A 24122-nucleotide genomic window follows, 5' to 3' on the forward strand; every position below is an offset into this window, starting at 1 on the left:
GATGAATAATAAAGAATTTGAGGCTGTAATAAAATTACCAGCTTCAAAAAGATATGAGTACTTTATTAAAAAAACAGTTGATTTTGAAGAGTTATGGGGATTATATGATGATGGTTGGGCTATAACAGAAGATGATTCAGGAAATAAGATGATACCATTTTGGCCTAAAAAAGAATTTGCTGAGTTTTGTGCAATTGATGAATGGAGAGGATATGTTGCAGAAAGTATTGATTTATATGAGTTTATTGATAATTGGCTTCCAGATATGAAAGCTGATAAATTAAAGCCGTCAATATTTTGGAATAATCAAGACTCAGCAGTATTAGAGGTTGAAAATCTTATAAGTGATTTAGAATGTGAGCTAGAAAATTATTAAACGTAAAGGTAAAACTTATATTATTTATTATAGATAAAAAATAAATATGTAACATTAACAAGAATAACGGTAGTTAACCAACCTATTACCGCCTTTGCATAAGCAAGGGCGGTTTTAATATAGTAAGAGGGTTTGGGATTACCCAATTTCATCTGTTTGGCTATACAAATAGGAAGCTTGCCGTAGAATAAAATCTACGTTCTCGCCAAATGCTTTAAAACTTGGCAAGATAAATATTTTATGATTTGTCTTAAGCTAAGTCTAAAGTTTTTAAGGAGATTATTTAAGAATTTTATAAAAGTTGTCACTTTTTATGACTTCTACTGACCATATTATAGAGGAAAAAAAAGCAAGCGGAGTCCTTTGAGTCCTTCGCAAAGGTACCAGGTTCCACTCGAAAAATGTATAAATATGAGAACATGTCCATAAATAGAATGTAAAGTTCATAGCAATATATACATCATATGTTGCTATGAACTTTTTTATAGATTATGCAGATATTCCAAAGAAGGTTATGGAGATTACTATCCGTAGGAGTTAGATTTAAAATCTTTTATACTTAAGAAGAAAGCGGAGTCCTTTGAGTCCTCCGCTAAGGTACCAGGTTCCACTCGAAAAGTGTAAAAATATGAGAACATGTCCATAATTATAATGTAAAGTTCATAGCAATATGTACACCATATGTTGCTGTGAACTTTCTTTTTATAGATTATACAGATATCCTAAAGAAGGCTATAGATATTATTATCCGTAGGAGTTAGATTTAAAATCTTTTATACTTAAGAAGAAAGCGGAGTCCTTTGAGTCCTCCGCTAAGGTACCAGGTTCCACTCGAAAAGTGTATAAATATGAGAACATGTCCATAAGTATAATGTAAAGTTCATAGCAATATGTACATTATATGGTGCTATGAACTTTCTTTTTATAGATTATACAGATATCCTAAAGAAGGTCGTGGATATTACTATCCGTAGGGGTTAGATTTAAAATCTTTTATACTTAAGAAAAACAAAGGCCTTTAAAAGAAGTATTCAAACTTACAAGAAAGCGGAGTCCTTTGAGTCCTCCGCTAAGGTACCAGGTTCCACTCGAAAAGTGTAAAAATATGAGAACATGTCCATAATTATAATGTAAAGTTCATAGCAATATGTACACCATATGTTGCTGTGAACTTTCTTTTTATAGATTATACAGATATCCTAAAGAAGGTTATAGATATTATTATCCGTAGGAGTTAGATTTAAAATCTTTTATATTTAAGAAAAACAAAGTCTTTTAAAAGAAGTATTCAAACTTACAAACATTACTACCACAAAAGTAAGTGAAATAGATAATAGTGGAAAAATAAGCAGAGAACCAAAATCTATGATTTTGTGTGAATCGCTTAGTTCTATAGCTTGGCTATAGAATCTCCTTAAAATTTAGGTATGTCAACGGTAATATTAAAACAATCACCGAAAGTGGTAGGGTAATAACTTATTACTATGATGAACTAAATCAACTTACAAGAGAAGAAAATCAGGTACTAAATAAAACTATAACTTATTCCTATGATGCCGGAGGAAATATTCTAAATAAAACAGAATATCCATACACAACAGGAGCTTTAGGAACACCGACTTCAACAATATCCTACGGATATGGGGATTCCAACTGGAAAGATAAGCTTACAAGCTTTAATGGAAAGGATATAACCTATGATGCCATAGGAAATCCTTTAACCTATGACGGCTACACCTTTACCTGGCAGCAAGGAAGGCAACTATCAGGTATAAGCGGAAATGGTAAAGATATAAGCTTTAAGTATAATGTTGATGGCATAAGAACTGAAAAAACAATAAATGGAGTAACAACAAAGTATCACCTTGTTGGAGATAAGGTAACCTTTGAGGATAATGGTACTGATAAGATTTACTATACCTATGATGATGACAGTAATCTTGTAAGTATGAATTTAAATGGAACTGAATACTACTACATTAGAAATGCTCAAGGTGATATAATTGGCTTGTATGACAAGAATGGTGCGCAGGTTGTAAGCTATACTTATGATTCTTGGGGCAAGATTATATCCATTGATGGAAGTCTTAAAGATAGTGTAGGAGTTAAGAATTCGTATAGATATAGAGGGTATAGGTATGATACCGAGGCTGGGTTGTATTATCTACAGAGTCGTTACTACAATCCTGAGTGGGGACGTTTTATCAATGCTGATGCAACTATTGGTAACCCAGGAGAACTGTTAACACATAATTTATATGCGTATTGTGTGAATAATCCAATTATTATGGAAGACCCAGATGGGTTCGGCGGACAAGTAATTGACCTAGGGGGAGGATGGAAGGCTAGAATTGACCCTGGAATTCTAGATATGAAGCTTCAAAGACATGCTCATGTGTATAAAGGGAAAGGCGAATGGGCTCAGAATGAAGACGGTTCTCCACACGACCAAGGGAAAAATAGCCCAGGAGACCCTCCTAATTCAGTAAAGAAAGCCCTGAAAAAAAAGACTGGCTGGGATTGGGATAAAAAGGCAAAAGAATATAAGGGCAAAAAGAAAAAGGAACAAACAAAAAAAGCCGTTACTGGAGTTGTTGTAGTTGGTGGAGGATATTTGGTTTATAGAGCAATAAGATTCATTCCATCATTGGCTCCGCCTTTGTGGTGGACAATACCGGGAAACTTAGCAATTCCATAAAAGGAGAGGAGTTAACATGAAATATTTTAAGACAGAACTATGGAGAGGGTTTAGTAGCGATAATAGTGAAGAATTTGAGGAGGCTAGAATACAATGGGAAAAGAATTGCAAAGAATATGCTCTAGTATTCGAAAAAGTTAAAGAGAGGCTTCCCAAGGGTTTTCTTAAGATATACATGAAAGAGCATGGTTTCCATGATTTCCATCTTAAGAACGTTCAAGTAATTCATGCAGATGAGGGATATAGAAATCCAATTTCGGTATCCATAGAAGTAGGAAGTGAGAAGAATGTATGGAAAATTACGTATACGGGAGTTACAAAAGTACAAATTAATTATGAAGATGAAAAGGCTGAGGAAAACAAGAAGAGAAGATTCCAATATGGATTTGACGATTATGGATATAATGAATTTCTAGAGGTAGATGACAATATCCTATCCCATGAAGTATTGTTTGCTTCAGAAGCAACTATCTTAGTTCATTTCAAGAAGATTTCAATCAAAAGAGTGGAAGAACGAAAAAATCTTAATGCATAAGATAAAATAACTGAATGCAATAATCATTTGTTCTCCAGTAATTTAATGAGTAATTGAATTAGCTTGTATTATATATTTTGAACACTATGCATAATTAGAATTTTGTAGTGAGAGCTAATTGGCAGGCGAAAAAGTGCCCTGAAAACTCTGATTGAGTACTAAAAAGGAGCTACTAAGGCACTATCTTAGAAAATCATAAGCCAAACAGTGAAAACTTCATACAATGGCTGATTGAAGCTAACAACAAAACGTCAACAGGTTCTAATACCTATTGACGTGTTTTTTCAAGCGAATCAAAGGAAAAATCAAATATATATTCTAATAGTAGTAACAATTAGGGCTAACGTTCAGAACGTTAGCCCTTTTATTTGTGTGCCCAGCATGGGCAACAACTTGGCGGTGAAAGTCCGCTGTGGGCTTGGCAGTGGTGTCTATCGTGAGGTAGAATCTGAAGGAAGCCGGAGGCGTCAGTGCATTCTTAACGATCTATAAACTAAAATTACTACCACAAAAGCAAGTAAAGTAGATAATAAAGAAAGAGAATGTATCACACCTATGATACAATAGGCAATCCTTTAACCTATGACGGCTACACCTTTACCTGGGAACAAGGAAGACAACTATCAGGTATAAAGGGGAATAGCAAAGATATAAGCTTTAAGTATAATGCCGACGGCATAAGAACTGAAAAGACAGTAAATGGAGTAACGACAAAGTATCATCTCGTAGGGGATAGAGTAACCTTTGAAGAGAATGGTACTGATAAGATTTACTATACCTATGATGATGACAGTAATCTTGTAAGCATGAACTTAAATGGAACTGAATACTACTACATTAGAAATGCTCAAGGTGATATAATTGGCTTGTATGACAAGAATGGTACGCAGGTTGTAAGTTATACTTATGATTCCTGGGGTAAATTAGTATCTATAGATGGTACTATGAAAGATAGTGTAGGATTTAAGAATCCGTATAGATATAGAGGGTATAGGTATGATACAGAGACTGGGCTGTACTATCTACAAAGCAGGTACTATAACCCTGAATGGGGAAGATTTATAAATGCGGATGCATTTGGTGGCCGAACAGGGATGCTGTTATCTCATAATATGTTTGCATATACTATGAATAATCCTGTTAATATGGAAGATTCAAGTGGATATCTTGGAATTCATAGTATTTGGAATAAAATCAAATCAGCATTTAATACAGCTAGTAGGGTTTTAAGTAAGGTAAAAAATTATGTTGTCAACCATTCAAAGACAGTTAGTAATACTATTTCAAATGCAAGTTTAGCTAGTGATGTTGTATCATCCATATCAACTAAAGGAAGTTATGATAGACCTAAAATATTTGGTAAAAACAAGGGTCAGGTCAGAATAAAGACCAAAGGTCAAACTAATAAGTGGGTAAATCATAGCGTAACGGGGCATGTTACTAATGCAGTAAAGTGTATTAGTAAGGAAACACTAGTAGTTACAGCGCTAACTTCGGCGGCTACAAATTACCTAGATACTGGTGGTCAGATTAATACTAGATTTTGGGCAGGGACTGGGTTTGATGTAGCTACTTCTGTTGCAGTAGGATTTATTGCTACTACTATTACCATAGGCGCTATTACTTCTTTACCAATTACGGCATCAGCTAGCGTAGTTGGGGGATTAATCTTAGTAGAATCATATATTGCAGGTGTAGCCATTGAACGGTCTGGAATAAAAGATAAATTTTTAAATTAATTTTAGGAGGAAGTAGATTGTTTATAATAAAAAAAGATGAAGATCTGGAAAATAAAGAGATGAAGATGTTTTTAATTGAACAAATAGTAGGATTAAGTTTATTTAATGCATTATTTTATATTGAAGTACAAAAGTCTTTTAATATTGCAGTTACAAAACAAATACTATTCGTAATTTGGATAGTCCTTGGAGTATTATGTTTAATTTTCGCTTTAACTAATAAGTTTATTGTAGTTGCATATAATTTTTATCGCATGCTGTTTATTAATATTTCAGTGTTTATAATTTACTTGGGAAGTGCTGGTTTTTTAGATTTAAAAAGTAACTTGGTAAAAATATTTCTTATGTGTAACTTTATATTAATAGAATTAATTTTATTGATAAGAAGAGTATTTAAAACAAATAAAATGTATATTAATAAATTACAAAAGGACAAACATGAAAAGTATCTTTATGCAGATTGGCGTATGGCCGCACTAATGGTAGGAATGGGAAATATATTAGCGATGATTGCTGAATATAAATTTACCGGAAATGTATCTAAGGATCCATTAAATATTCTAGCAGCATTAATAGGAATGGTTATTTCTGCGTTAGCCGTTGTTATATGTGTTCATGGTTATGGAAAGTATATGTATGTAATTAGACTAAAAATAAAAAGGTAAGGAAAGTTACACTAGCAAGCGGAGGATATTGGTCTTCCGCTAAGGTACCAGGTTTTCCTAAAGGGTGTAAAAACATGAGAACATATCTGTAAGTAAAATGTAAAGTTCATAGCAATATGTATATCATATGTTGCTATGAACTTTCTTTTTATAGATTATACAAATATTCCAAAGAAGATTATACATTACTATCCGTAGGATTTAGATTTAAAATCTTTTATACTTAAGAAAAACAAAGGCTTTTAAAAGAAGTATTCAAACTTGCAAACACTACTACTACAAAAGTAAGTGAAATAGACAATAATGGAAAAATAAGCAGAGAACCAAAATCTATGATTTTGTGTGAATCGCTTAGTTCTATAGCTTGGTTATAGAACCTCCTTAAAATTTAGGTATGCCAATGGTAATATTAAAACAATCACCGAAGGTGGTAAGGTGATAACTTATTACTATGATGAACTAAATCAGCTTACAAGAGAAGATAATGAAATATTAAATAAAACTATAACTTATTCCTATGATGCCGGAGGAAATATTCTAAATAAAACAGAATATCTATACACCACAGGAACTTTGGGAACACCGACTTCAACAATATCCTACGGATATGGGGACTCTAACTGGAAAGATAAGCTTACAAACTTTAATGGAAAGGATATAACCTATGACGCCATAGGCAATCCTCTAACTTATGATGGCTACACCTTTACCTGGGAACAAGGAAGACAACTAGCAGGTATAAATGGAAATGGTAAAGATATAAGCTTTAAATACAATGTTGATGGCATAAGAACTGAAAAAACAGTAAATGGAGTAACGACAAAGTATCATCTCGTAGGGGATAGAGTAACCTTTGAAGAGAATGGTACTGATAAGATTTACTATACCTATGATGATGACAGTAATCTTGTAAGCATGAACTTAAATGGAACTGAATACTACTACATTAGAAATGCTCAAGGTGATATAATTGGCTTGTATGACAAGAATGGTACGCAGGTTGTAAGTTATACTTATGATTCTTGGGGTAAATTAGTATCTATAGATGGTACTATGAAAGATAGTGTTGGGGTTAAGAATCCGTATAGATATAGAGGGTATAGGTATGATACCGAGACTGGGTTGTATTATCTACAAAGCAGGTACTATAATCCTGAGTGGGGTAGGTTCATAAATGCTGATGGCATTATTGGCCAAACAGGTGAGTTACTTGGGCATAATTTATTTATGTATTGTAAAAATAATTGTGTTAATGGAAAAGACCCGTCAGGATTTAGGATGGTATTTGCAGATGATGAAACACAAAGAGCATATGAGCAGTGGTTAAGAACATCTTATCTTACTACAGGTCCAATAAATAATTCAAGATTGGATGATATGGACAATAAAGTAAATAGCCCTAAAGGTGCAGCTACAATTTCTAAGCTTGATGGAAGGGTAGGGGGCTCAATAGCAACAGGTATAACTGCTAGTAAAAAAGTAAAACTTGATGGAACATTAGGGTTAACTGCACATATAAAAAATCCAGGACCGATTTCTAAGTTGGTAGGAGGAACAGTTAGAGCTACAGGCATTCTTGCTGTTGCAGCTTTAGGTATAGGAATAGCCAATAATTTTATAAATTATGAGCATGCATGGGACAGAACGGCTACTGACTTAGTTTTATTTGGTGTTGGCGTTAAAGCTGGGTTAATGCTAGCGGCTCTTAATCCTATTACCTCGATAGGAACTGCTTCAGTAATAGGTGGTGGAATTATGATTGCATATGGAGTGTCATGGCTTGATAATAAAATTAAAAATGACTATTTATCGGAAAGAAAGAGATGATGAATATGATAAACTTTTTAGAAAAAACTGCGTTAGTGCTATTGATACTTGCATTAGCAAGTTTGTTTTTCGCAGATACATTTATAGGTAGTTTAATACTAGTGATAAGTTGTGTTTGTGCTGAGGTAATTGCTACAATTGTAGGTATAATTAAAAAAGATACACCAATAAAGTTTTTCATATTAGGAGATACATTGGCCTTTTTAGGAATTTTATTAATTGTATCAATATATTATCTAAAAAGAGATGATATCGCTATGATGTTAGTAATATTAATGCTTGTATTTGTATTTGTTTTTTGTACGATTAATAATATAAAAGAACATAGAAATAAATAATGCTATAAAAATATAATGAATGATAGAGTTTTAAATTAGCCTCTAAGGAAGGTAGCTGATTACAATAGAAAAACATAAAAATATTGAAGAATCTCTATGATGAAAATAGAAGGTTCATGGTAATATAATACGCTACGTATTACTGTGAACTTTTCTATTTTATATTATTGATAGCAAGCTCAAGGTAAACCTTTCGCTAAGACACCTGGGGTTAATGTCATAGATCTTTATTTACTGTCGATGAAGAAAAAGGTGAGATGAGAGAGGCATCATTTGCTGCAATGAAAAGAGCAGCCCAGAACAATTCTTCAAAAGTTGTTACACATGCAAGTCCTGATTTAGAAGGAAAGCCTAATTCTGTAGGTAAAAAGTATGGAAAGAATGGGCAATTAGAACAAGAGCGTTATTATGGACCAGACGGGAGAGCAGTGAAAGATAAGGACCTTACAAATCATGGTAATTCTAAAAGGCATCCCAAAGTTCCACATGAGCATGATTGGGATTGGTCAGTTGATCCACCTAAAAGAGGGCCGGCATATTCAATACCTTTGAATAATATAGGTAAAGGTGTTGCAGTAGTTGTAGGAGGTTACATTATTTATCGAGGAGTTAGGATGATTCCATCTATTTTACCTCCTTTATGGTGGACTATACCAGCTAATGCAGTATGTCCATAATGTACCAAACATTTAGCAAAATTATATCTTGAATTTATTATAGAGGAGGTTTAAATAGATGATAGGTGTTACTTTTAAACTGAAAAATGAATATAGCAACTTCTTATTTAAAATATTTGATAAAGTTGGCATTGATAATTTTATATGGTATATAGCTGATAATGAAATTATCTATAAAGATAAAAATAATAATCTAAAGAAATCTATTTTTAATCAAGATACAATGCATGGAACAGATTTTTTGAAATATATTGAAATTGAAAAGTATTATTTGGTATATGCAGATATAAAAGCATTTAATAATAGAATGCAAGTAAGAAATATTGACACTTATGATGACTTTGTAAACAGTGACTGCCAGATTGCTTTATTTTGCACTGATACAGTTGATGTAGAATTATATTGTAAAAGTAAAATAGTACTTGACAAGGTCATTAAAAATTGTACAAAATTTGGATTTGATGAATTACAAATACTAACAAAAGAAAATAATAATAGAATACAATTTAGTGTATAGAAATATTAATTTTTAGAATAACAGTCAACCATCCTAAAAACCGTTTTTGCATTTGCAAAAGCGGTTTTTAAAAATAAAAGGGTTTGGGATTACCCAATTTCATCTATATGGCTATACAAATAGGAAGCTTGCCATCACCATAAAATCAACTTTGTCTCAATTGGGGAAAAAGTTAAGGTTTTTTGTGTATAGAGTAGCAAACTCAAGGTAAATCTTTCGCTAAGACCCCTGAGGTTAATGTAAATACAAACAGTGCATGGAACTATGCAGCCTTTAACTGGAGCAAGGATGCTAATAATATACTTACCTTTAATTTATATTTAAATGACAAAGTATATACAGTAACTTTAGTTCTGCAAAATAAAAATTCAATTTGGTAATGTTGCCAAAAAATAAATATGGCACACTGACGGTTTCCGTGATATATAAAAGTTACCACACAATCATAATCACGGGGGGTTATCAGTATGCCAAGCAATAATATTGTATCCATTAATAATGAACTTTACAACTACTTAAATGATGTAAATTATGGAATGAATAAACCACAATTTCATCATCTAACCACAATTATAAATGGATTAATAAATTTACCTGGCAATAAATCTTTATTAAATATTTCAGAACACATATTAAGTGCTAAAAGTAGCAGCTGTATATATAGGTTTTTAAGCCGTTCCAAATGGGACGATAGTCTCATTGATAGAAATCGCATTAGCTATTTAAAGCTGCACTTTGAAAAACTTATAGAACCAAAATCCGTAGGATTCTTAGTAATAGATGATACGGTAAATCCTAAAATACAAGCAAAGAAGATGGAATGCTTAAGCTATAATCACTCCCATACAGAGGGTAAAAATCTTTGGTCTCACTGTGTGGTTACTTCTAATTTTGTTGTAGGAGATATATCTATCCCCTTAAACTATAAAACCTATTTAAGTGAAGAAAATTGCTTAAAACATAACAAACCATTCATGGGAAAGTCTGATATTGCAGTTGACTTCATAAGCTCATTTGAAAAGCCATCTAATTGCGATAAAGTATATTGTCTTGTTGATAGTTGGTACACTAGCCAGAAGCTTGTAGATAGCAGTTTAATGCAAGGTTTTTACCTAATCGGTGCGTTGAAGTCCAATAGGAAAATATCTCCTTTAGGAATTTCAATGCAACTGAAAGAATTCGCCAAATATATTGATCCTTCTACCTTAGATGTAGTTACCGTCAAGGGTAAGAAATATCGAGTATATAAATACGAAGGCAAAGTTTCAAAAATTGAAAATGCGCTAGTTTTAATCTGCTATGAAGCTGATGGCGAAGGCTTTAAAGCCCCTGTATATTTAATGTCGACAGACATAGAGCTTGATGCTCAAACTATAATAAAATACTATCTAAATAGATGGAGTATTGAAACTAATTATAAATACCTTAAAAGCCATTTAGCCTTTGATAAATATAAGGTCCAAAGTATACTCTCTATCGAGAGATATTTCTTGCTTGTATTTTTAGCGATGAATTTCTTAGAAATATATAGAATATGTCATCTTACTTCAATGTACACCGTAGGTGATACCATCAGGCTTATTCAAAGCCTATCGGCTAAGGAACTTGTGTGCTTTGTTTATGAGCAAGCTAAGAATGATATACCTATAGAAATAGTGTTTAACAAGTTAAAATTGGTTTCTTAAAAAAGGCATAAAATTCTATAGGATAACTATACTCACGTATAATGGAAACTAATTCACAAAGGTGATTTTATATCTACAATTGGTAAAATAGCTTTTTAAATTAAAGAAGTTAAGTACAGTAACTAATATAGACGCAGCAACTATAAAAGATTTTACAGGAGCTACAACTTCACTTGGTATGCATAACTCAGGACTCTATCCAATAAACGGGTTAATGGATCAGTTTATATACTCTAAGGAAGCTTTAGCTAAAGCAGATATAGATGTTATTCGTAGTGCTGGAAGAGGAAACTATCTTGGGTTAAATACCATAAAAAATAGTTACACCTATGAAAATGATAAAATAAAGACAGTAAGTCACAATGGATTTAGCTATACTTTCAACTATGACGGAGCAGATAACAATACTGAGGTTAATGTAGGAAGCCAGAATTTAATCACTAATGTATTCCAAGATAGAACAAAGCTACTTTTAAGCTCTACCTACGGTAATGGACACAAAGTATCTTATAAATACGATAGTGAGGATAGAATAAGTTCTAAGCTAATCAACGGAGAAGAAAAATTTAAATATTCTTATGATGCCAGCGGCAACTTAGGAATCCTTGAAGACTTAATAAACGGAGTAAATTATAGATACATCTACGATGCTTCTGAGAGACTTTCAAAGATAAAGGATTCTAAAGGAAACATAATAAACTATAGCTATGATAAAGGGAATAATCTAAGCACTTTCCAAGAAAAAGTAAATGGAATAGGATATATGATTTCCTATGACTATGACAAAGATAATAGACCTACAAACATTTACTATAATAATCCATTAAGTAATAGCGAAAATATGGAGTATTTCCCACTAAACAACAGCACCACAGGTTCCAAAGGAGCAAAGCCATATAGTGAGACGGGCTCTAGCTTTACAAAAGATTTAGCAGTAGCTGCAGAACAAAAGGGAAAAAATGTTTTAACAACAGCTGAAAACACTAAAATACTATATGATTTAGGGATAAAAAAAGACCAAGGAACCCTAGGAGTATGGTTTAACACCAAAGGTGGTACAACAAATAGATATATACTAGCATCAGAAGGAAACGGAAGCGTACTAAGCCTTTACTTAGACAGTAACAACAAGCTTAACCTAGCCGTAAGAGACAGCGCCGGAGGCTGGTTAACTTTAATAACATCTACAGAAGCTGTAACAGCAAATGCATGGAACTACGGAGCCTTCACTTGGAGCGTGTCAGGAACAACCTTAAATGCAAAACTATATCTAAATGATAAGGTTTATTCAGGAAGCACTACAAGTTTCAAAGACTTTACAGGAGCAAAGACAGCAGTTGGAGGAACTGTATCAGGCAGTAATCAACTAAATGGACAGCTAGAGGGACTAAGCAGATATAATACAGTATTGTCTTCTGAAGAAATAAATAGTCTATACACAAATGGAAGAGGAAACTGGGTAAACTATAAATATGACAGTCTAGGGAGATTAACTGATAGATCACTAAACACAGGATTAAGTGACTTTATAACAAAGTATACCTTTGAAGCTGGCAAACTTACAAACACTACTACCACAAAAGTAAGTGAAATAGATAATAATGGGAAAAAGATAGCTTATACTTACGACCAGAATGGTAATATTAAAACAATCACCGAAGGTGGAAAGGTAATAACTTATTACTATGATGAACTAAATCAGCTTACAAGAGAAGATAATGAAATATTAAATAAAACTATAACTTATTCCTATGATGCTGGAGGAAATATTCTAAGCAAAGCAGAATATTCATACACAACAGGAGATTTAGGAACAGCGACATCTACCATAAGCTATGGATATACAGATTCTAACTGGAAAGATAAGCTTACAAACTTTAATGGAAAGGACATAACCTATGATGCCATAGGAAATCCATTAACATATGACGGCTACACTCTTACTTGGGAACAAGGAAGGCAACTATCAGGTATAAGCGGAAATGGTAAAGATATAAGCTTTAAATACAATGTTGACGGCATAAGAACTGAAAAAACAGTAAATGGAGTAACAACAAAGTATCATCTTGTTGGAGATAAGGTAACCTTTGAGGATAATGGTACTGATAAGATTTACTATACCTATGATAATGAAGATAACCTTGTTTCAATGAATCTCAATGGTGTAGAATACTACTATATAAGGAATGCACAAAATGATATTATAGGCTTATTTGATAAAACAGGAACTCAGGTTGTTAGCTATACTTATGATTCTTGGGGCAAGATTATATCCATTGATGGAAGTTTAAAGGATAGTGTAGGAGTTAAGAATCCGTATAGATATCGTGCTTACCGTTATGATAACGAGACAGGTTTATATTATTTACAAAGTCGTTACTATAACCCTGAATGGGGTAGGTTTATTAATGCTGATGGCATTATTGGCCAAACAGGTGAGTTACTTGAGCATAATTTATTTATGTATTGTAAAAATAATTGTGTTAATGGAAAAGATCCGTCAGGGTTTAGGATGGTATTTGCAGATGATGAAACACAAAGACAATATGATCAATGGATAAGAGTGCAGAAACCAGTTGTAGAAAGCAAGTCTACTAATTCTAGTATTATTGAAAAAGTTTCTTCTGTAGTAACATCTGATGCAGGAGGTGTGGTAGGTAGTGTTGTCGATGCAGGTATAGGATATGGTATAGATAAATTAGTGTCTAAAGTAACAAAACCAATCGATTATCTCTTTTCTACTCCAAGGATTTCAATAGCAAGTTCAGGTGTATGTGCAGTGGGGATCGTTGGTGCAATTTCACTTGGATTTAATATTAGAGAAGATGTTTTAAATTCCAATGGATGGGATACGGTAGCTAGAATAGGTGTAGATGTACTTGGAACTGCTGCATCAATCGGTGTTGGTTTGGCATTAGGGTCATTTTTAGCACCTACTTTGGCAGGTGTTGCAGTAGGTACCGTGGCAGCTGTTGGAATTGGCTATGGTATAGGTAAGTCTACTGGATGGGTAAAAAATAAATGGTTTTAATTAATGAGATTATATTCAGCTTCTAAGTAATAAATAAATCCATTGTAAGTTATATTTCCAATGCTATCTATATGATTGCGTACATGTTGTATAAAAAATGACAGATATCTTAATATGAGAAAAAGGGAGTATATATATGAAAAATAGAAAAGCACTGCACACGATGTTATATATTTTAGGATGTACTTTTGGGTATCTGTGTTTAAACAATTTTCAGATTAAATTTAAAATCCTATTTTTTGTTTTTATGTTTGTAGCACCAATAGTTTATATAGTAGAAGCAAAAAAAAATAACTATAATAAGGTTTCACTAATAATAAGCATATTAGTCTTAATTCTATCTATAACTCTGCTTATGAATGAACTTGTTACAGGTGAATATCATCAATTGTTATATTTGCAAGGTTATTTTGTTGCTTTAATTACTGTTATAATTACTGCTATACTGATTATTAGTTCAATTTATTACATTAAAGTATCTAGTAGAAGGAAGGGTATTTTAATGATAGTAATTTTATCAATTATGGCCTTGTGTATAGTATTAATAATTATAAGCGTAATACTAAAAAATATAGTATAATTCTTTGGTGATAAAAAGAGCAAGTGGAGTCCTTTAACTCATCCGCTAATGTATTAGGTTCCACTCGAAAAGTGTAAAAATATGAGAACATGTCCATAAGTAAAATGTAAAGTTCATAGCAATATGTATATCATATGTTGCTATGAACTTTCTTTTTACAGATTATACAAATATTCCAAAGAAGATTATACATTACTATCCGTAGGAGTTAGATTTAAAATATTTTATACTTAAGAAAAACAAAGGCTTTTAAAAGAAGTATTCAAACTTGCAAACACTACTACTACAAAAGTAAGTGAAATAGACGATAATGGAAAAATAAGCAGAGAACCAAAATCTATGATTTTGTGTGAATCGCTTAGTTCTATAGCTTGGTTATAGAACCTCCTTAAAATTTAGGTATGCTAATGGTAATATTAAAACAATCACCGAAGGTGGTAAGGTGATAACTTATTACTATGATGAATTAAATCAACTTACAAGAGAAGATAATGAAATATTAAATAAAACTATAACTTATTCCTATGATGCTGGAGGAAATATTCTAAGCAAAGCAGAATATTCATACACAACAGGAGATTTAGGAACAGCGACATCCACCATAAGCTACGGATATGAAGACTCTAACTGGAAAGATAAGCTTACAAGTTTTAACGGAAAGGAAATAACCTATGATGCCATAGGAAATCCTCTAACCTATGATGGCTACACCTTTACCTGGGAACAAGGAAGACAATTATTGGGTATAAATGGAAATGGTAAAGATATAAGCTTTAAGTACAATGTTGATGGCATAAGAACTGAAAAGACAGTAAATGGAGTAACAACAAAGTATCACCTTGCAGGGGATAGAGTAACTTTTGAGGATAATGGTACTGATAAAATATATTATACTTATGACAGTGCTGGACAACTTATTTCTATGAATTTAACTAGTAGTTCAACTCCTAGTATAAATGGAGAATACTACTATATAAGAAATGCTCAAGGTGATATAATTGGTTTGTATGACAAGAATGGTACGCAGGTTGTAAGCTATACTTATGATTCTTGGGGTAAGCTTATATCTATTGATGGAAGTTTAAAGGATAGTGTAGGAGTTAAGAATCCGTATAGGTATCGTGGTTATCGTTATGACAACGAAATAGGTTTATATTATTTACAAAGTCGTTACTACTCGCCAGAATGGGGCAGATTTATAAATGCAGATGCATTTGCTGGGCAATGTGGTGAATTATTATCACACAATATGTTCATATATTCAATAAATAATCCAGTAAATATGAGTGACCCGAGTGGATTTAGACCTTTATTTACTGCCAATGAAGAAACGGATGAGATGAGAGAGGCATCATTTGCTGCAATGAGAAGTGCCGCAAAACAGTCTGGAGGGACGATTAAAACCAATAATGTTGTTCAAGCAAAGTTAGGCAATAAAGGAGCACCTAATTCAAAAGATAAATTGTATAATAAAGATGGGAGTGTAAAGCAAGAAAGGGTCTATGGTCCAAATGGAAAACCATTGCTAGATACGGATTGGAATCATGGTGGAGTTGGTCATGTATTCCCTCATACACATGAATGGAAAGACGGTGAAAGACAGGATGGAGTGCCTTTTCATGGGGCACCTCCACCACAAAGGTCAGTGTCAAATACTCAAATTAGCAGATGGGCAACAGCAGGAATTACATTATATTGGGTTGTATCGGAAGGATCACGTATAGTGTTTCCACCAAGAAATCTTGTACCAATTCCATAATATAAATAAGAGGCAAGTTATGACATATAAATACCAATATATATGTCATAACTTCTCATTAGTAATATAATTTAATAATTGATTAAGTTATTTTAAGTGTAATTAATTTAATGAAAAGGAGTGAAAAACTTGATTGGACTAGATATTAAAGTAAAAAATGGATATAGTAATTATCTGAATAAAATCTTAGATGGCATTAATTTATTTAATTATGTTTGGGAAATAAATGCCGATGATTTTCTATACTCTGATAATAGTGAGGTAAAAGAAAGTTTTTTCGGGGCAGATACTTTAAGTGCAGAAGGGTTCATTAGATGTATATCAAGAGATAGTTATTACATGATATTTGCTGATATAAAAGCATATCCTCTTGGTAGTGAGCGTGCTGAAATAGAAACATTCAAGGATTTTTTAAGAAGCAGTTGCGTAATGGTCATATTATGTACAGATTCATCATTTATAGAATTTTACTGCAAAGATAGGATAACTTTGGATAAGGTATATAATAACTGTATAAACAGTGATTTTGAAAAGGTAGAATACAAGTCTGCTGATGATGTATCAGAGAGAAGTTTGATTGCTTGGTAGGATGTCAAATACAATGGGATGTTTTTATGCAAATATCGATAGCAGATAAATATGTTGTTAGAAGATTAGTATATTTGGTAGGCAAAATTCACAGTATGGTTGGAGTTCGGCAGAGGTTAGTAGTTTAGGGGCGATAGGAATCAGAAATAAACACAATTTAGACTTAAAAATAAGCGAATGATTAGTAAGACTCGAATAACATTCGCTTGAGAGAAAATTTAATATAATAAAAGTTTTGTACTAAAGCCAATGGGGAAACCTGTTGGCTTAATTTATTAGCAAGCGGAATCCTTTCAGTCTTCCGCTAAGGTACCAGGTTCCACTCGAAAAATGTATAAATATGAGAACATGTCATAAATAGATTATAAGGTTCATAGTAATATGTACATCACATGTTGCTATGAACTTTTTTTATATATTAATGTAAATATTCCTAAAAAGGTGATGGGCATCACTAACCGTAGGAGTTAGGTTTAAAGTATTTTATACTTAAGTAAGATTATTTAAGAAAAGGCAAAGGCATTTAAAATAAGTATTTAAACTTTAAAAATCTTTATAGGGTAATAGTAGCCGGAGGCGGCAGTACATTCTTAATAATCTATAAACTAAAATTACTACTGTAAAAGTAAGTAAAATAGATAATAGTGGAAAGGGTATGTTTCACACCTATGATGCCATAGGAAATCCTCTAACCTATGATGGCTACACCTTTACCTGGGAACAAGGAAGACAATTATTGGGTATAAATGGAAATGGTAAAGATATAAGCTTTAAGTACAATGTTGATGGCATAAGAACTGAAAAGACAGTAAATGGAGTAACAACAAAGTATCACCTTGCAGGGGATAGAGTAACTTTTGAGGATAATGGTACTGATAAGATTTACTACACATATGATGATGACAGTAATCTTGTAAGTATGAATCTAAATGGAACTGAATACTACTATGTAAGAAACGCTCAAGGTGATATTATTGGACTTTTTGACAAAACTGGAGCTCAGGTTGTAAGCTATACTTATGATTCTTGGGGTAAGTTAGTATCTATAGATGGTACTATGAAAGATAGTGTTGGAGTTAAGAACCCGTATAGATATAGAGGATATAGGTATGATACAGAGACTGGGCTGTACTATCTACAAAGTAGGTATTATAACCCAGAGTGGGGTAGGTTTATAAATGCTGATGGTATTATTGGCCAAACAGGTGAGTTACTTGGGCATAATTTATTTATGTATTGTAAAAATAATTGTGTTAATGGAAAAGACCCGTCAGGATTTAGGATGGTATTTGCAGGTGATGAAACACAAAGAGCATATGACGATTGGGTATGGGTACAGCATCAAACTCAGGTATAAACTAAGACTACACATTCAAGTATAATACCTAATGGTAACCAAAGTAAAAGTGTAGCGAGAAGTGCTTTAGTTACTGGGGTTGAAGGAGGAGTTAGCTCAATTTTATCTAAGGTTCCTGATGCAGTACCATTTATAGCAAATAGAGCAGGAAGAAGGTCAGGACAGTATCTTACAATACCGATAAAAGGAGCGTCAACTGCAAGAGTAATAGGAAATATTGAGAAAGTTGGAGCGATTGGTATAGCTTTAACAGGGCTATCAGTTTGGGATAATTGGCATAGTGATTATAGCAAGTCGGAAGCTTTCGGAAGAAGTGCTTTAGATGTTGGAGTTTCGGCAGCTGTAATTGGAATTGGTTTATCTACTCCAGTTGGGTGGACAGTTGCAATTGGATTTGGATTAGGTATAGTTTCAGAGGGGGTAAAAAATTATATATGGAAAAAAGATTAATCCAAGATAAAATTACAACATATAAGCAACAATTAAAATAATAGTTAAGGATGTAGGTGAAACAAAAAATTATGAGAAAGAGTAACATTCTAGGAATTATATTAGTATTTGCGTTAATTACCATTATTAGAATTATAGGTATAGAAAACATACCATTTCCAATAATCATACTCATACTAGTAATATGTATGATATCAGCATTAGTAATTGCTTTAAAATATAAAGGAAGTAAAAAAGAACGTATCTATTTACTAGTTATGACTATATTAGCAATACTACTATTTAGTGTGTTTATAATAGCAGTTACTATAGAAAATAATTTTCCACAAGTTTCAAAGCAGTATAAGCCTATATTTATAGTATTAATGGGAATTTTATTTTTAAGTTTATTGGTAGTAATATTTGCTAATGCCATATACAAATATAATAAGAGGGATAAATCATAAAACCAATAATACAGTCTCTTATGTAAAAAATGTAAATGCTAAATTTAGTGAAGTAAGCAATAGAAGAAAGTGGAGTCCTCTAAGTCTTCAGCTAAGGTACCAGGTTCCACCTGGAAAATGTATAAATATGAGAACATGTTCATAAATAGAATGTAAAGTTCATAGCAATATGTACACCATATGTTACTGTGAACTTTCTTTTTATAGATTATACAGATATCCTAAAGAAGGTTATGGGTATTATTATCCGTAGGAGTTATATTTAAAATCTTTTATACTTAAGAAAAACAAAGGCTTTTAAAAGAAGTATATAAACTTGCAAACACTACTACTACTACTACTACTACTACAAAAGTAAGTGAAATAGACAATAATGGAAAAATAAGCAGAGAACCAAAATCTATGATTTTGTGTGAATCGCTTAGTTCTATAGCTTGGTTATAGAACCTCCTTAAAATTTAGGTATGCTAATGGTAATATTAAAACAATCACCGAAGGTGGTAAGGTGATAACTTATTATTATGATGAACTAAATCAGCTTACAAGAGAAGATAATCAGGTATCAAATAAAACTATAACTTATTCCTATGATGCTGGAGGAAATATTCTAAGCAAAGCAGAATATTCATACACAACAGGAGATTTAGGAACAGCGACATCCACCATAAGCTATGGATATACAGATTCTAATTGGAAGGATAAGCTAACAAACTTCAATGGAAAGGAAATAACCTATGATGCCATAGGAAATCCTCTAACCTATGATGGCTACACCTTTACCTGGGAACAAGGAAGACAATTATTGGGTATAAATGGAAATAGTAAAGATATAAGCTTTAAGTATAATGTTGATGGTATAAGAACTGAAAAGACAGTAAATGGAGTAACAACAAAGTATCATCTTGTAGGGGATAGAGTAACATTTGAGGAGAATGGTACTGATAAAATATATTATACTTATGACAGTGCTGGACAACTTATTTCTATGAATTTAACTAGTAGTTCAACTCCTAGTATAAATGGAGAATACTACTATATAAGAAATGCTCAAGGTGATATAATTGGACTGTATGACAAGAATGGTACACAGGTAGTAAGTTATACTTATGATTCTTGGGGTAAGCTTATATCTATTGATGGAAGTTTAAAGGATAGTGTAGGAGTTAAGAATCCGTATAGATATAGAGGGTATAGGTATGATACAGAGACTGGGCTGTACTATCTACAAAGCAGGTACTATTCGCTAGAATGGGGCAGATTTATTAATGCTGATGGAATAGTAGGACAAACAGGAGAATTGCTTGCACACAATATGTTTGCGTATTGTGGTAGCAATCCTATAAATAGAGAGGATGCAAATGGATATGCTTGGGAATTTATAGAGGAATTTGTAGCACAAGTTTCAAATGCGATTAATGCTATTAAGCCTGCTTATACATTTTCGGGTGGTGTTGCAGTAGCTGATGGCCCTTTACCTTTTGGTGATGTAATTGGATTAGCAGTTGCTACAGTTACAACTTTAGGAGCAGTAGGATATGGTACTTATAAGACAATTTCGAGCAGTCGTACTAAAGCTGTACCGATAGCACATGGAAACAGTAAAAAAAGTAAAAGACCTCAGCACGGATATGAGATTTATAATAAAAAGACAGGTGATGTAGTGAAGGTTGGAATTAGTGGTGGAAGAATAAGATTAGATAGAAAGTCATATAGAGCAGAGAAACAAGTAAGAGCATTTAATAGGCGAGAGTGTGGAGATATATATGATTCAAGGATAATGGCGCATTTCGCTGATAGACAAAGTGCACTTGAGTGGGAAGTGCTTAATTCGCAGTTTAGATATGCTCAGGGGCATTCTATGAAGTATCATCTAAGACCAGGGTTTGATAATTGGTGGGACACAAAATAAGAATAAAAGGAGGAAACAAATGTATCTTAGAGAAATACAGTTAGATTTACCATATAGAGAGAATCCAAGGATTTTAAATGAAATAATGATTCGGCATAATTGTACTTATGAGGAAGCTATAGGAATTGATTATGACAATAACTGGATGACTCCCATTAGGAAAAGGTTTGAATTAGAAACTAGATGTATTGCTACTATGTTTATTAGGTTGCTTGGAAAATATAAAACTAAGAATTGTTCTAAAGTAGTTATTGATTGTGTTGAGAAAAAACCCGAAATAGTTTATCCCTGCTATAGAGGCAGTTGTGTGGGAATAGGATTAGTTAGATATGAATTAGACTATATAAATTTTTTTAATAAGAGTAGCTATGAGAAAAAGCAAACTATATTACAAATAATTAAAGAAAGTCTTTATACAATTGCAAAAGAAGAAGCTTGGGATTTGACACCTTTAGAGGATGTTGTAAATAAAGTAAAGGAATTAGATTATAATAATTTTTGGGTGTTTGGTAAAAAGGTTAAGAGTCCAAATAAATTGTATAATGCAGAATTGTATATTGAACATAAAATAGAGTCAATAGATTTTTTTGCTGTAATTCGTAATAAACAAGATGAAGTAGTTGAAAAGAAACTAATAATAACAGAAAAACCAAGTGAATGGATGTATAGTCAGTATTTAGGTAAGTTAGCTTGGATTTCAGATACAGAAATACATCTAAATGATAAGACGGGTTTTACACTATTTAGTATATCTTTATAATTGTTATTCTTAATACTTTAAAATGCAACATTAGCAAACCAAATTCTTTCAGTCTTTCGCTATGGTGCGCAGTCAAGAAAGCGGAGTCCTTTGAGTCCTCCGCTAAGGTACCAGGTTCCACTCGAAAAGTGTATAAATATGAGAACATGTCATAAATAGATTATAAGGTTCATAGTAATATGTACATCACATGTTGCTATGAACTTTTTACATATTAATCTAGATATTCCTAAAAAGGTGATGGGCATCACTAACCGTAGGAGTTAGGTTTAAAGTATTTTATACTTAAGTAAGATTATTTAAGAAAAGGCAAAGGCATTTAAAATAAGTATGTAAACTTTAAAGAATTTTATAGCATAGCAGTAGCCGGAGGCGGTAGTACAATCTATAAACTAAAATTACTACCACAAAAGCAAGTAAAGTAGGTAATAAAGAAAGAGAATGTATCACACCTATGATGTCATAGGAAATCCATTAACCTATGATGGCTACACCTTCACTTGGCAACAAGGAAGACAATTAGCAGGTATAAGCGGAAATGGTAAAGATATAAGCTTTAAGTATAATGTTGATGGCATAAGAACTGAAAAGACAGTAAATGGAGTAACGACAAAGTATCATCTCGTAGGGGATAGAGTAACCTTTGAAGAGAATGGTACTGATAAGATTTACTATACCTATGATGATGACAGTAATCTTGTAAGTATGAATTTAAATGGAACTGAATACTACTACATTAGAAATGCTCAAGGTGATATAATTGGACTATATGACAAAACTGGAGTTCAGGTAGTAAGCTATACTTATGATTCTTGGGGTAAATTAGTATCTATAGATGGTACTATGAAAGATAGTGTTGGGGTTAAGAATCCGTATAGATATAGAGGGTATAGGTATGATACAGAGACTGGGCTGTACTATCTACAAAGCAGGTACTATAACCCTGAGTGGGGGAGATTTATTAATGCAGATGCAATAGCAGGGAAAATAGGTGAGTTGCGTGGACATAACTTATTTATATACTGCAAAAATAATTCGATTAATGGTAAAGACCCTTCAGGATTTAGAATGGTATTTGCAGATGATGAAACCCAAAGACAATATGAGCAATGGGTGAGAAATCAGAGTCAAATTACAACTAGTGTAAGAGAGCAAGTAAGTAGTAATGTTATCAATGTAGGTAAATCAGCAGGTAGCAATATTGTGAATACTGGAATGGATACAGTGGCTACAGTTATAACGGCAAAATATATTAAAACGGGTTCTAAGTATGTTGAGTTTGGGTCGCTTATTTTGGGAAAATTTGTTGAAAAAAATCCACTAGGAGCATTTTTAAAAACAACTACATGTAAGGTTGGTGTTACTAGTATTATTGGAATATTTATATCTGCATCAGCTAATTTTAAACAGTATGATTTTAAAGGAGCAATTGGAAGAACAGCTATAGATGTTTTATTTGTAGGAGGAGCTGTAGGTGCGACTGTCTTAATTCCAGGAGTTGGCTTTGCTGCAGCTATTGGCATTGGTGTAATAGCTGAAGCGGCTAGTAGAGGATCGAAAAAAATTATTTATGGTGATTCATTTTGGAATTAGAACCAGGAGGAATATAAATGAATAAAAATAAGAAAACTAATAGTAATATGTTTTATTTGGCAACATTATTAGTGTTTATAGGTTATAAATATATACCTGCAAAAATTCAAATAATGTTACCATTGTTCTTAGGAATTTACAATATAGGGTATATAGTCTATTTAATACGTATAAAGAGTTTTTGGGAAAATATAGTAAGAACGTTAGTACTATCTATTGGTATGATTATAATATTTGTAGCATATTATAAATCAGCATTTAAATTAGATAATTCATTTATAAAAGAAGTATTATTAGTTGCAGGGTGGTCTTTTCCAGTACTTGCTTTTACTGGAATGGTTTCTTCGAAACGAAATGAAAATATTAATATGTATAAAAAGAATTTTATATTATTTATTTATTGCTTAGTTTTAGCTATATTTTGCACAGTAATCGTAATTATCTAAAAGTAAGGGGAGTACTTTCAGTTTTTTACTATTAGAAAATTACCAACTAAAAGCATAGTTAGAGTGATTAAGTACTTATAATAGAGTATTGGTCCATCAAGAGTACAGAAGTTAAGATATTTATTAAAATACTATAAGCTTGTATG

Annotated in this window: 20 protein-coding genes; all 20 read left to right on the top strand. The window is 32.4% G+C overall.

The genetic code is table 11. The annotated features are described in order from the left end of the window. The first annotated feature begins 1 nt into the window (after position 1). The 20 genes from ACWW38_RS11810 (at position 2) to ACWW38_RS11905 (ending at position 23976) form a co-directional block, all read left to right on the top strand. Positions 2-376 (top strand): DUF2750 domain-containing protein, encoded by a 375-nt coding sequence (locus ACWW38_RS11810; RefSeq protein WP_456257751.1) that lies wholly within the window; start codon positions 2-4, stop codon positions 374-376. 1948 nt (positions 377-2324) lie between these two features. Continuing rightward, complete coding sequence (locus ACWW38_RS11815) at positions 2325-3074, top strand: RHS repeat-associated core domain-containing protein (protein WP_456257752.1); 750 nt, start codon at positions 2325-2327, stop codon at positions 3072-3074. A gap of 16 nt (positions 3075-3090) precedes the next feature. After that, positions 3091-3609, top strand: coding sequence for a hypothetical protein (locus tag ACWW38_RS11820; RefSeq protein ID WP_456257753.1), 519 nt, complete (start codon positions 3091-3093; stop codon positions 3607-3609). Between the two features lie 542 nt (positions 3610-4151). Then, positions 4152-5348 carry an RHS repeat-associated core domain-containing protein gene (locus tag ACWW38_RS11825; protein ID WP_456257754.1) on the top strand — a complete coding sequence of 399 codons (1197 nt, stop codon included), beginning with the start codon at positions 4152-4154 and terminating at the stop codon, positions 5346-5348. A gap of 17 nt (positions 5349-5365) precedes the next feature. After that, on the top strand, positions 5366-6013 hold the full coding sequence (locus ACWW38_RS11830) for a hypothetical protein (RefSeq protein WP_456257755.1): 648 nt from the start codon (positions 5366-5368) through the stop codon (positions 6011-6013). A gap of 435 nt (positions 6014-6448) precedes the next feature. Continuing rightward, on the top strand, positions 6449-7840 hold the full coding sequence (locus ACWW38_RS11835; protein ID WP_456257756.1) for an RHS repeat-associated core domain-containing protein: 1392 nt from the start codon (positions 6449-6451) through the stop codon (positions 7838-7840). Then, on the top strand, positions 7837-8178 hold the full coding sequence (locus ACWW38_RS11840) for a hypothetical protein (protein ID WP_456257757.1): 342 nt from the start codon (positions 7837-7839) through the stop codon (positions 8176-8178). Before ACWW38_RS11835 ends, ACWW38_RS11840 begins: the two co-directional genes overlap by 4 nt. Positions 8179-8435: 257 nt before the next feature. Beyond that, a complete protein-coding gene (locus tag ACWW38_RS11845; RefSeq protein ID WP_456257758.1) occupies positions 8436-8855 on the top strand; it encodes a hypothetical protein in 420 nt (139 codons plus the stop codon). A 58-nt stretch (positions 8856-8913) separates the two neighbouring features. Beyond that, entirely contained in the window at positions 8914-9372 is a 459-nt protein-coding gene (locus ACWW38_RS11850) for a DUF2691 family protein (protein WP_456257759.1), read from the top strand. Between the two features lie 467 nt (positions 9373-9839). Next, the gene (locus tag ACWW38_RS11855) at positions 9840-11057 is read left to right on the top strand and encodes an IS701 family transposase (protein WP_456257760.1); all 1218 of its coding nucleotides are present in this window, start codon (positions 9840-9842) and stop codon (positions 11055-11057) included. Between the two features lie 214 nt (positions 11058-11271). Continuing rightward, positions 11272-14088, top strand: a complete 2817-nt coding sequence (locus ACWW38_RS11860; protein WP_456257761.1) for an RHS repeat domain-containing protein — start codon at positions 11272-11274, stop codon at positions 14086-14088. A 136-nt stretch (positions 14089-14224) separates the two neighbouring features. After that, positions 14225-14668: a hypothetical protein gene (locus ACWW38_RS11865; protein WP_456257762.1), complete on the top strand. Its 444-nt coding sequence runs from the start codon at positions 14225-14227 to the stop codon at positions 14666-14668. Positions 14669-15110: 442 nt separating this feature from the next. Then, positions 15111-16427: an RHS repeat domain-containing protein gene (locus ACWW38_RS11870; RefSeq protein ID WP_456257763.1), complete on the top strand. Its 1317-nt coding sequence runs from the start codon at positions 15111-15113 to the stop codon at positions 16425-16427. A gap of 129 nt (positions 16428-16556) precedes the next feature. Then, entirely contained in the window at positions 16557-17015 is a 459-nt protein-coding gene (locus tag ACWW38_RS11875) for a DUF2691 family protein (protein WP_456257764.1), read from the top strand. 655 nt (positions 17016-17670) lie between these two features. Continuing rightward, entirely contained in the window at positions 17671-18372 is a 702-nt protein-coding gene (locus ACWW38_RS11880) for an RHS repeat-associated core domain-containing protein (protein ID WP_456257765.1), read from the top strand. 521 nt (positions 18373-18893) lie between these two features. Further along, positions 18894-19268 (top strand): hypothetical protein, encoded by a 375-nt coding sequence (locus tag ACWW38_RS11885; protein ID WP_456257766.1) that lies wholly within the window; start codon positions 18894-18896, stop codon positions 19266-19268. 505 nt (positions 19269-19773) lie between these two features. Further along, positions 19774-21177, top strand: coding sequence for an RHS repeat-associated core domain-containing protein (locus ACWW38_RS11890; protein WP_456257767.1), 1404 nt, complete (start codon positions 19774-19776; stop codon positions 21175-21177). Between the two features lie 19 nt (positions 21178-21196). After that, entirely contained in the window at positions 21197-21937 is a 741-nt protein-coding gene (locus tag ACWW38_RS11895; RefSeq protein ID WP_456257768.1) for a hypothetical protein, read from the top strand. A 441-nt stretch (positions 21938-22378) separates the two neighbouring features. Next, a complete protein-coding gene (locus ACWW38_RS11900; protein WP_456257769.1) occupies positions 22379-23530 on the top strand; it encodes an RHS repeat-associated core domain-containing protein in 1152 nt (383 codons plus the stop codon). 17 nt (positions 23531-23547) lie between these two features. Beyond that, complete coding sequence (locus tag ACWW38_RS11905) at positions 23548-23976, top strand: hypothetical protein (protein WP_456257770.1); 429 nt, start codon at positions 23548-23550, stop codon at positions 23974-23976. The last annotated feature ends 146 nt before the right edge of the window (positions 23977-24122 follow it).

This window comes from Clostridium sp. JNZ J1-5 (genome assembly GCF_053901425.1).

Excerpts from the sequence above, each read along its gene's own strand:
- ACWW38_RS11880 (WP_456257765.1), top strand. The coding sequence starts at position 17,671 with ATGTTTCACACCTATGATGCCATAGGAAATCCTCTAACCTATGATGGC.
- ACWW38_RS11845 (WP_456257758.1), top strand. The coding sequence starts at position 8,436 with ATGAGAGAGGCATCATTTGCTGCAATGAAAAGAGCAGCCCAGAACAAT.
- ACWW38_RS11860 (WP_456257761.1), top strand. The coding sequence starts at position 11,272 with ATGGATCAGTTTATATACTCTAAGGAAGCTTTAGCTAAAGCAGATATA.
- ACWW38_RS11820 (WP_456257753.1), top strand. The coding sequence starts at position 3,091 with ATGAAATATTTTAAGACAGAACTATGGAGAGGGTTTAGTAGCGATAAT.
- ACWW38_RS11810 (WP_456257751.1), top strand. The coding sequence starts at position 2 with ATGAATAATAAAGAATTTGAGGCTGTAATAAAATTACCAGCTTCAAAA.
- ACWW38_RS11895 (WP_456257768.1), top strand. The coding sequence starts at position 21,197 with ATGTATCTTAGAGAAATACAGTTAGATTTACCATATAGAGAGAATCCA.
- ACWW38_RS11855 (WP_456257760.1), top strand. The coding sequence starts at position 9,840 with ATGCCAAGCAATAATATTGTATCCATTAATAATGAACTTTACAACTAC.
- ACWW38_RS11885 (WP_456257766.1), top strand. The coding sequence starts at position 18,894 with ATGAGAAAGAGTAACATTCTAGGAATTATATTAGTATTTGCGTTAATT.
- ACWW38_RS11905 (WP_456257770.1), top strand. The coding sequence starts at position 23,548 with ATGAATAAAAATAAGAAAACTAATAGTAATATGTTTTATTTGGCAACA.
- ACWW38_RS11850 (WP_456257759.1), top strand. The coding sequence starts at position 8,914 with ATGATAGGTGTTACTTTTAAACTGAAAAATGAATATAGCAACTTCTTA.
- ACWW38_RS11865 (WP_456257762.1), top strand. The coding sequence starts at position 14,225 with ATGAAAAATAGAAAAGCACTGCACACGATGTTATATATTTTAGGATGT.
- ACWW38_RS11825 (WP_456257754.1), top strand. The coding sequence starts at position 4,152 with ATGTATCACACCTATGATACAATAGGCAATCCTTTAACCTATGACGGC.
- ACWW38_RS11840 (WP_456257757.1), top strand. The coding sequence starts at position 7,837 with ATGATGAATATGATAAACTTTTTAGAAAAAACTGCGTTAGTGCTATTG.
- ACWW38_RS11815 (WP_456257752.1), top strand. The coding sequence starts at position 2,325 with ATGAATTTAAATGGAACTGAATACTACTACATTAGAAATGCTCAAGGT.
- ACWW38_RS11900 (WP_456257769.1), top strand. The coding sequence starts at position 22,379 with ATGTATCACACCTATGATGTCATAGGAAATCCATTAACCTATGATGGC.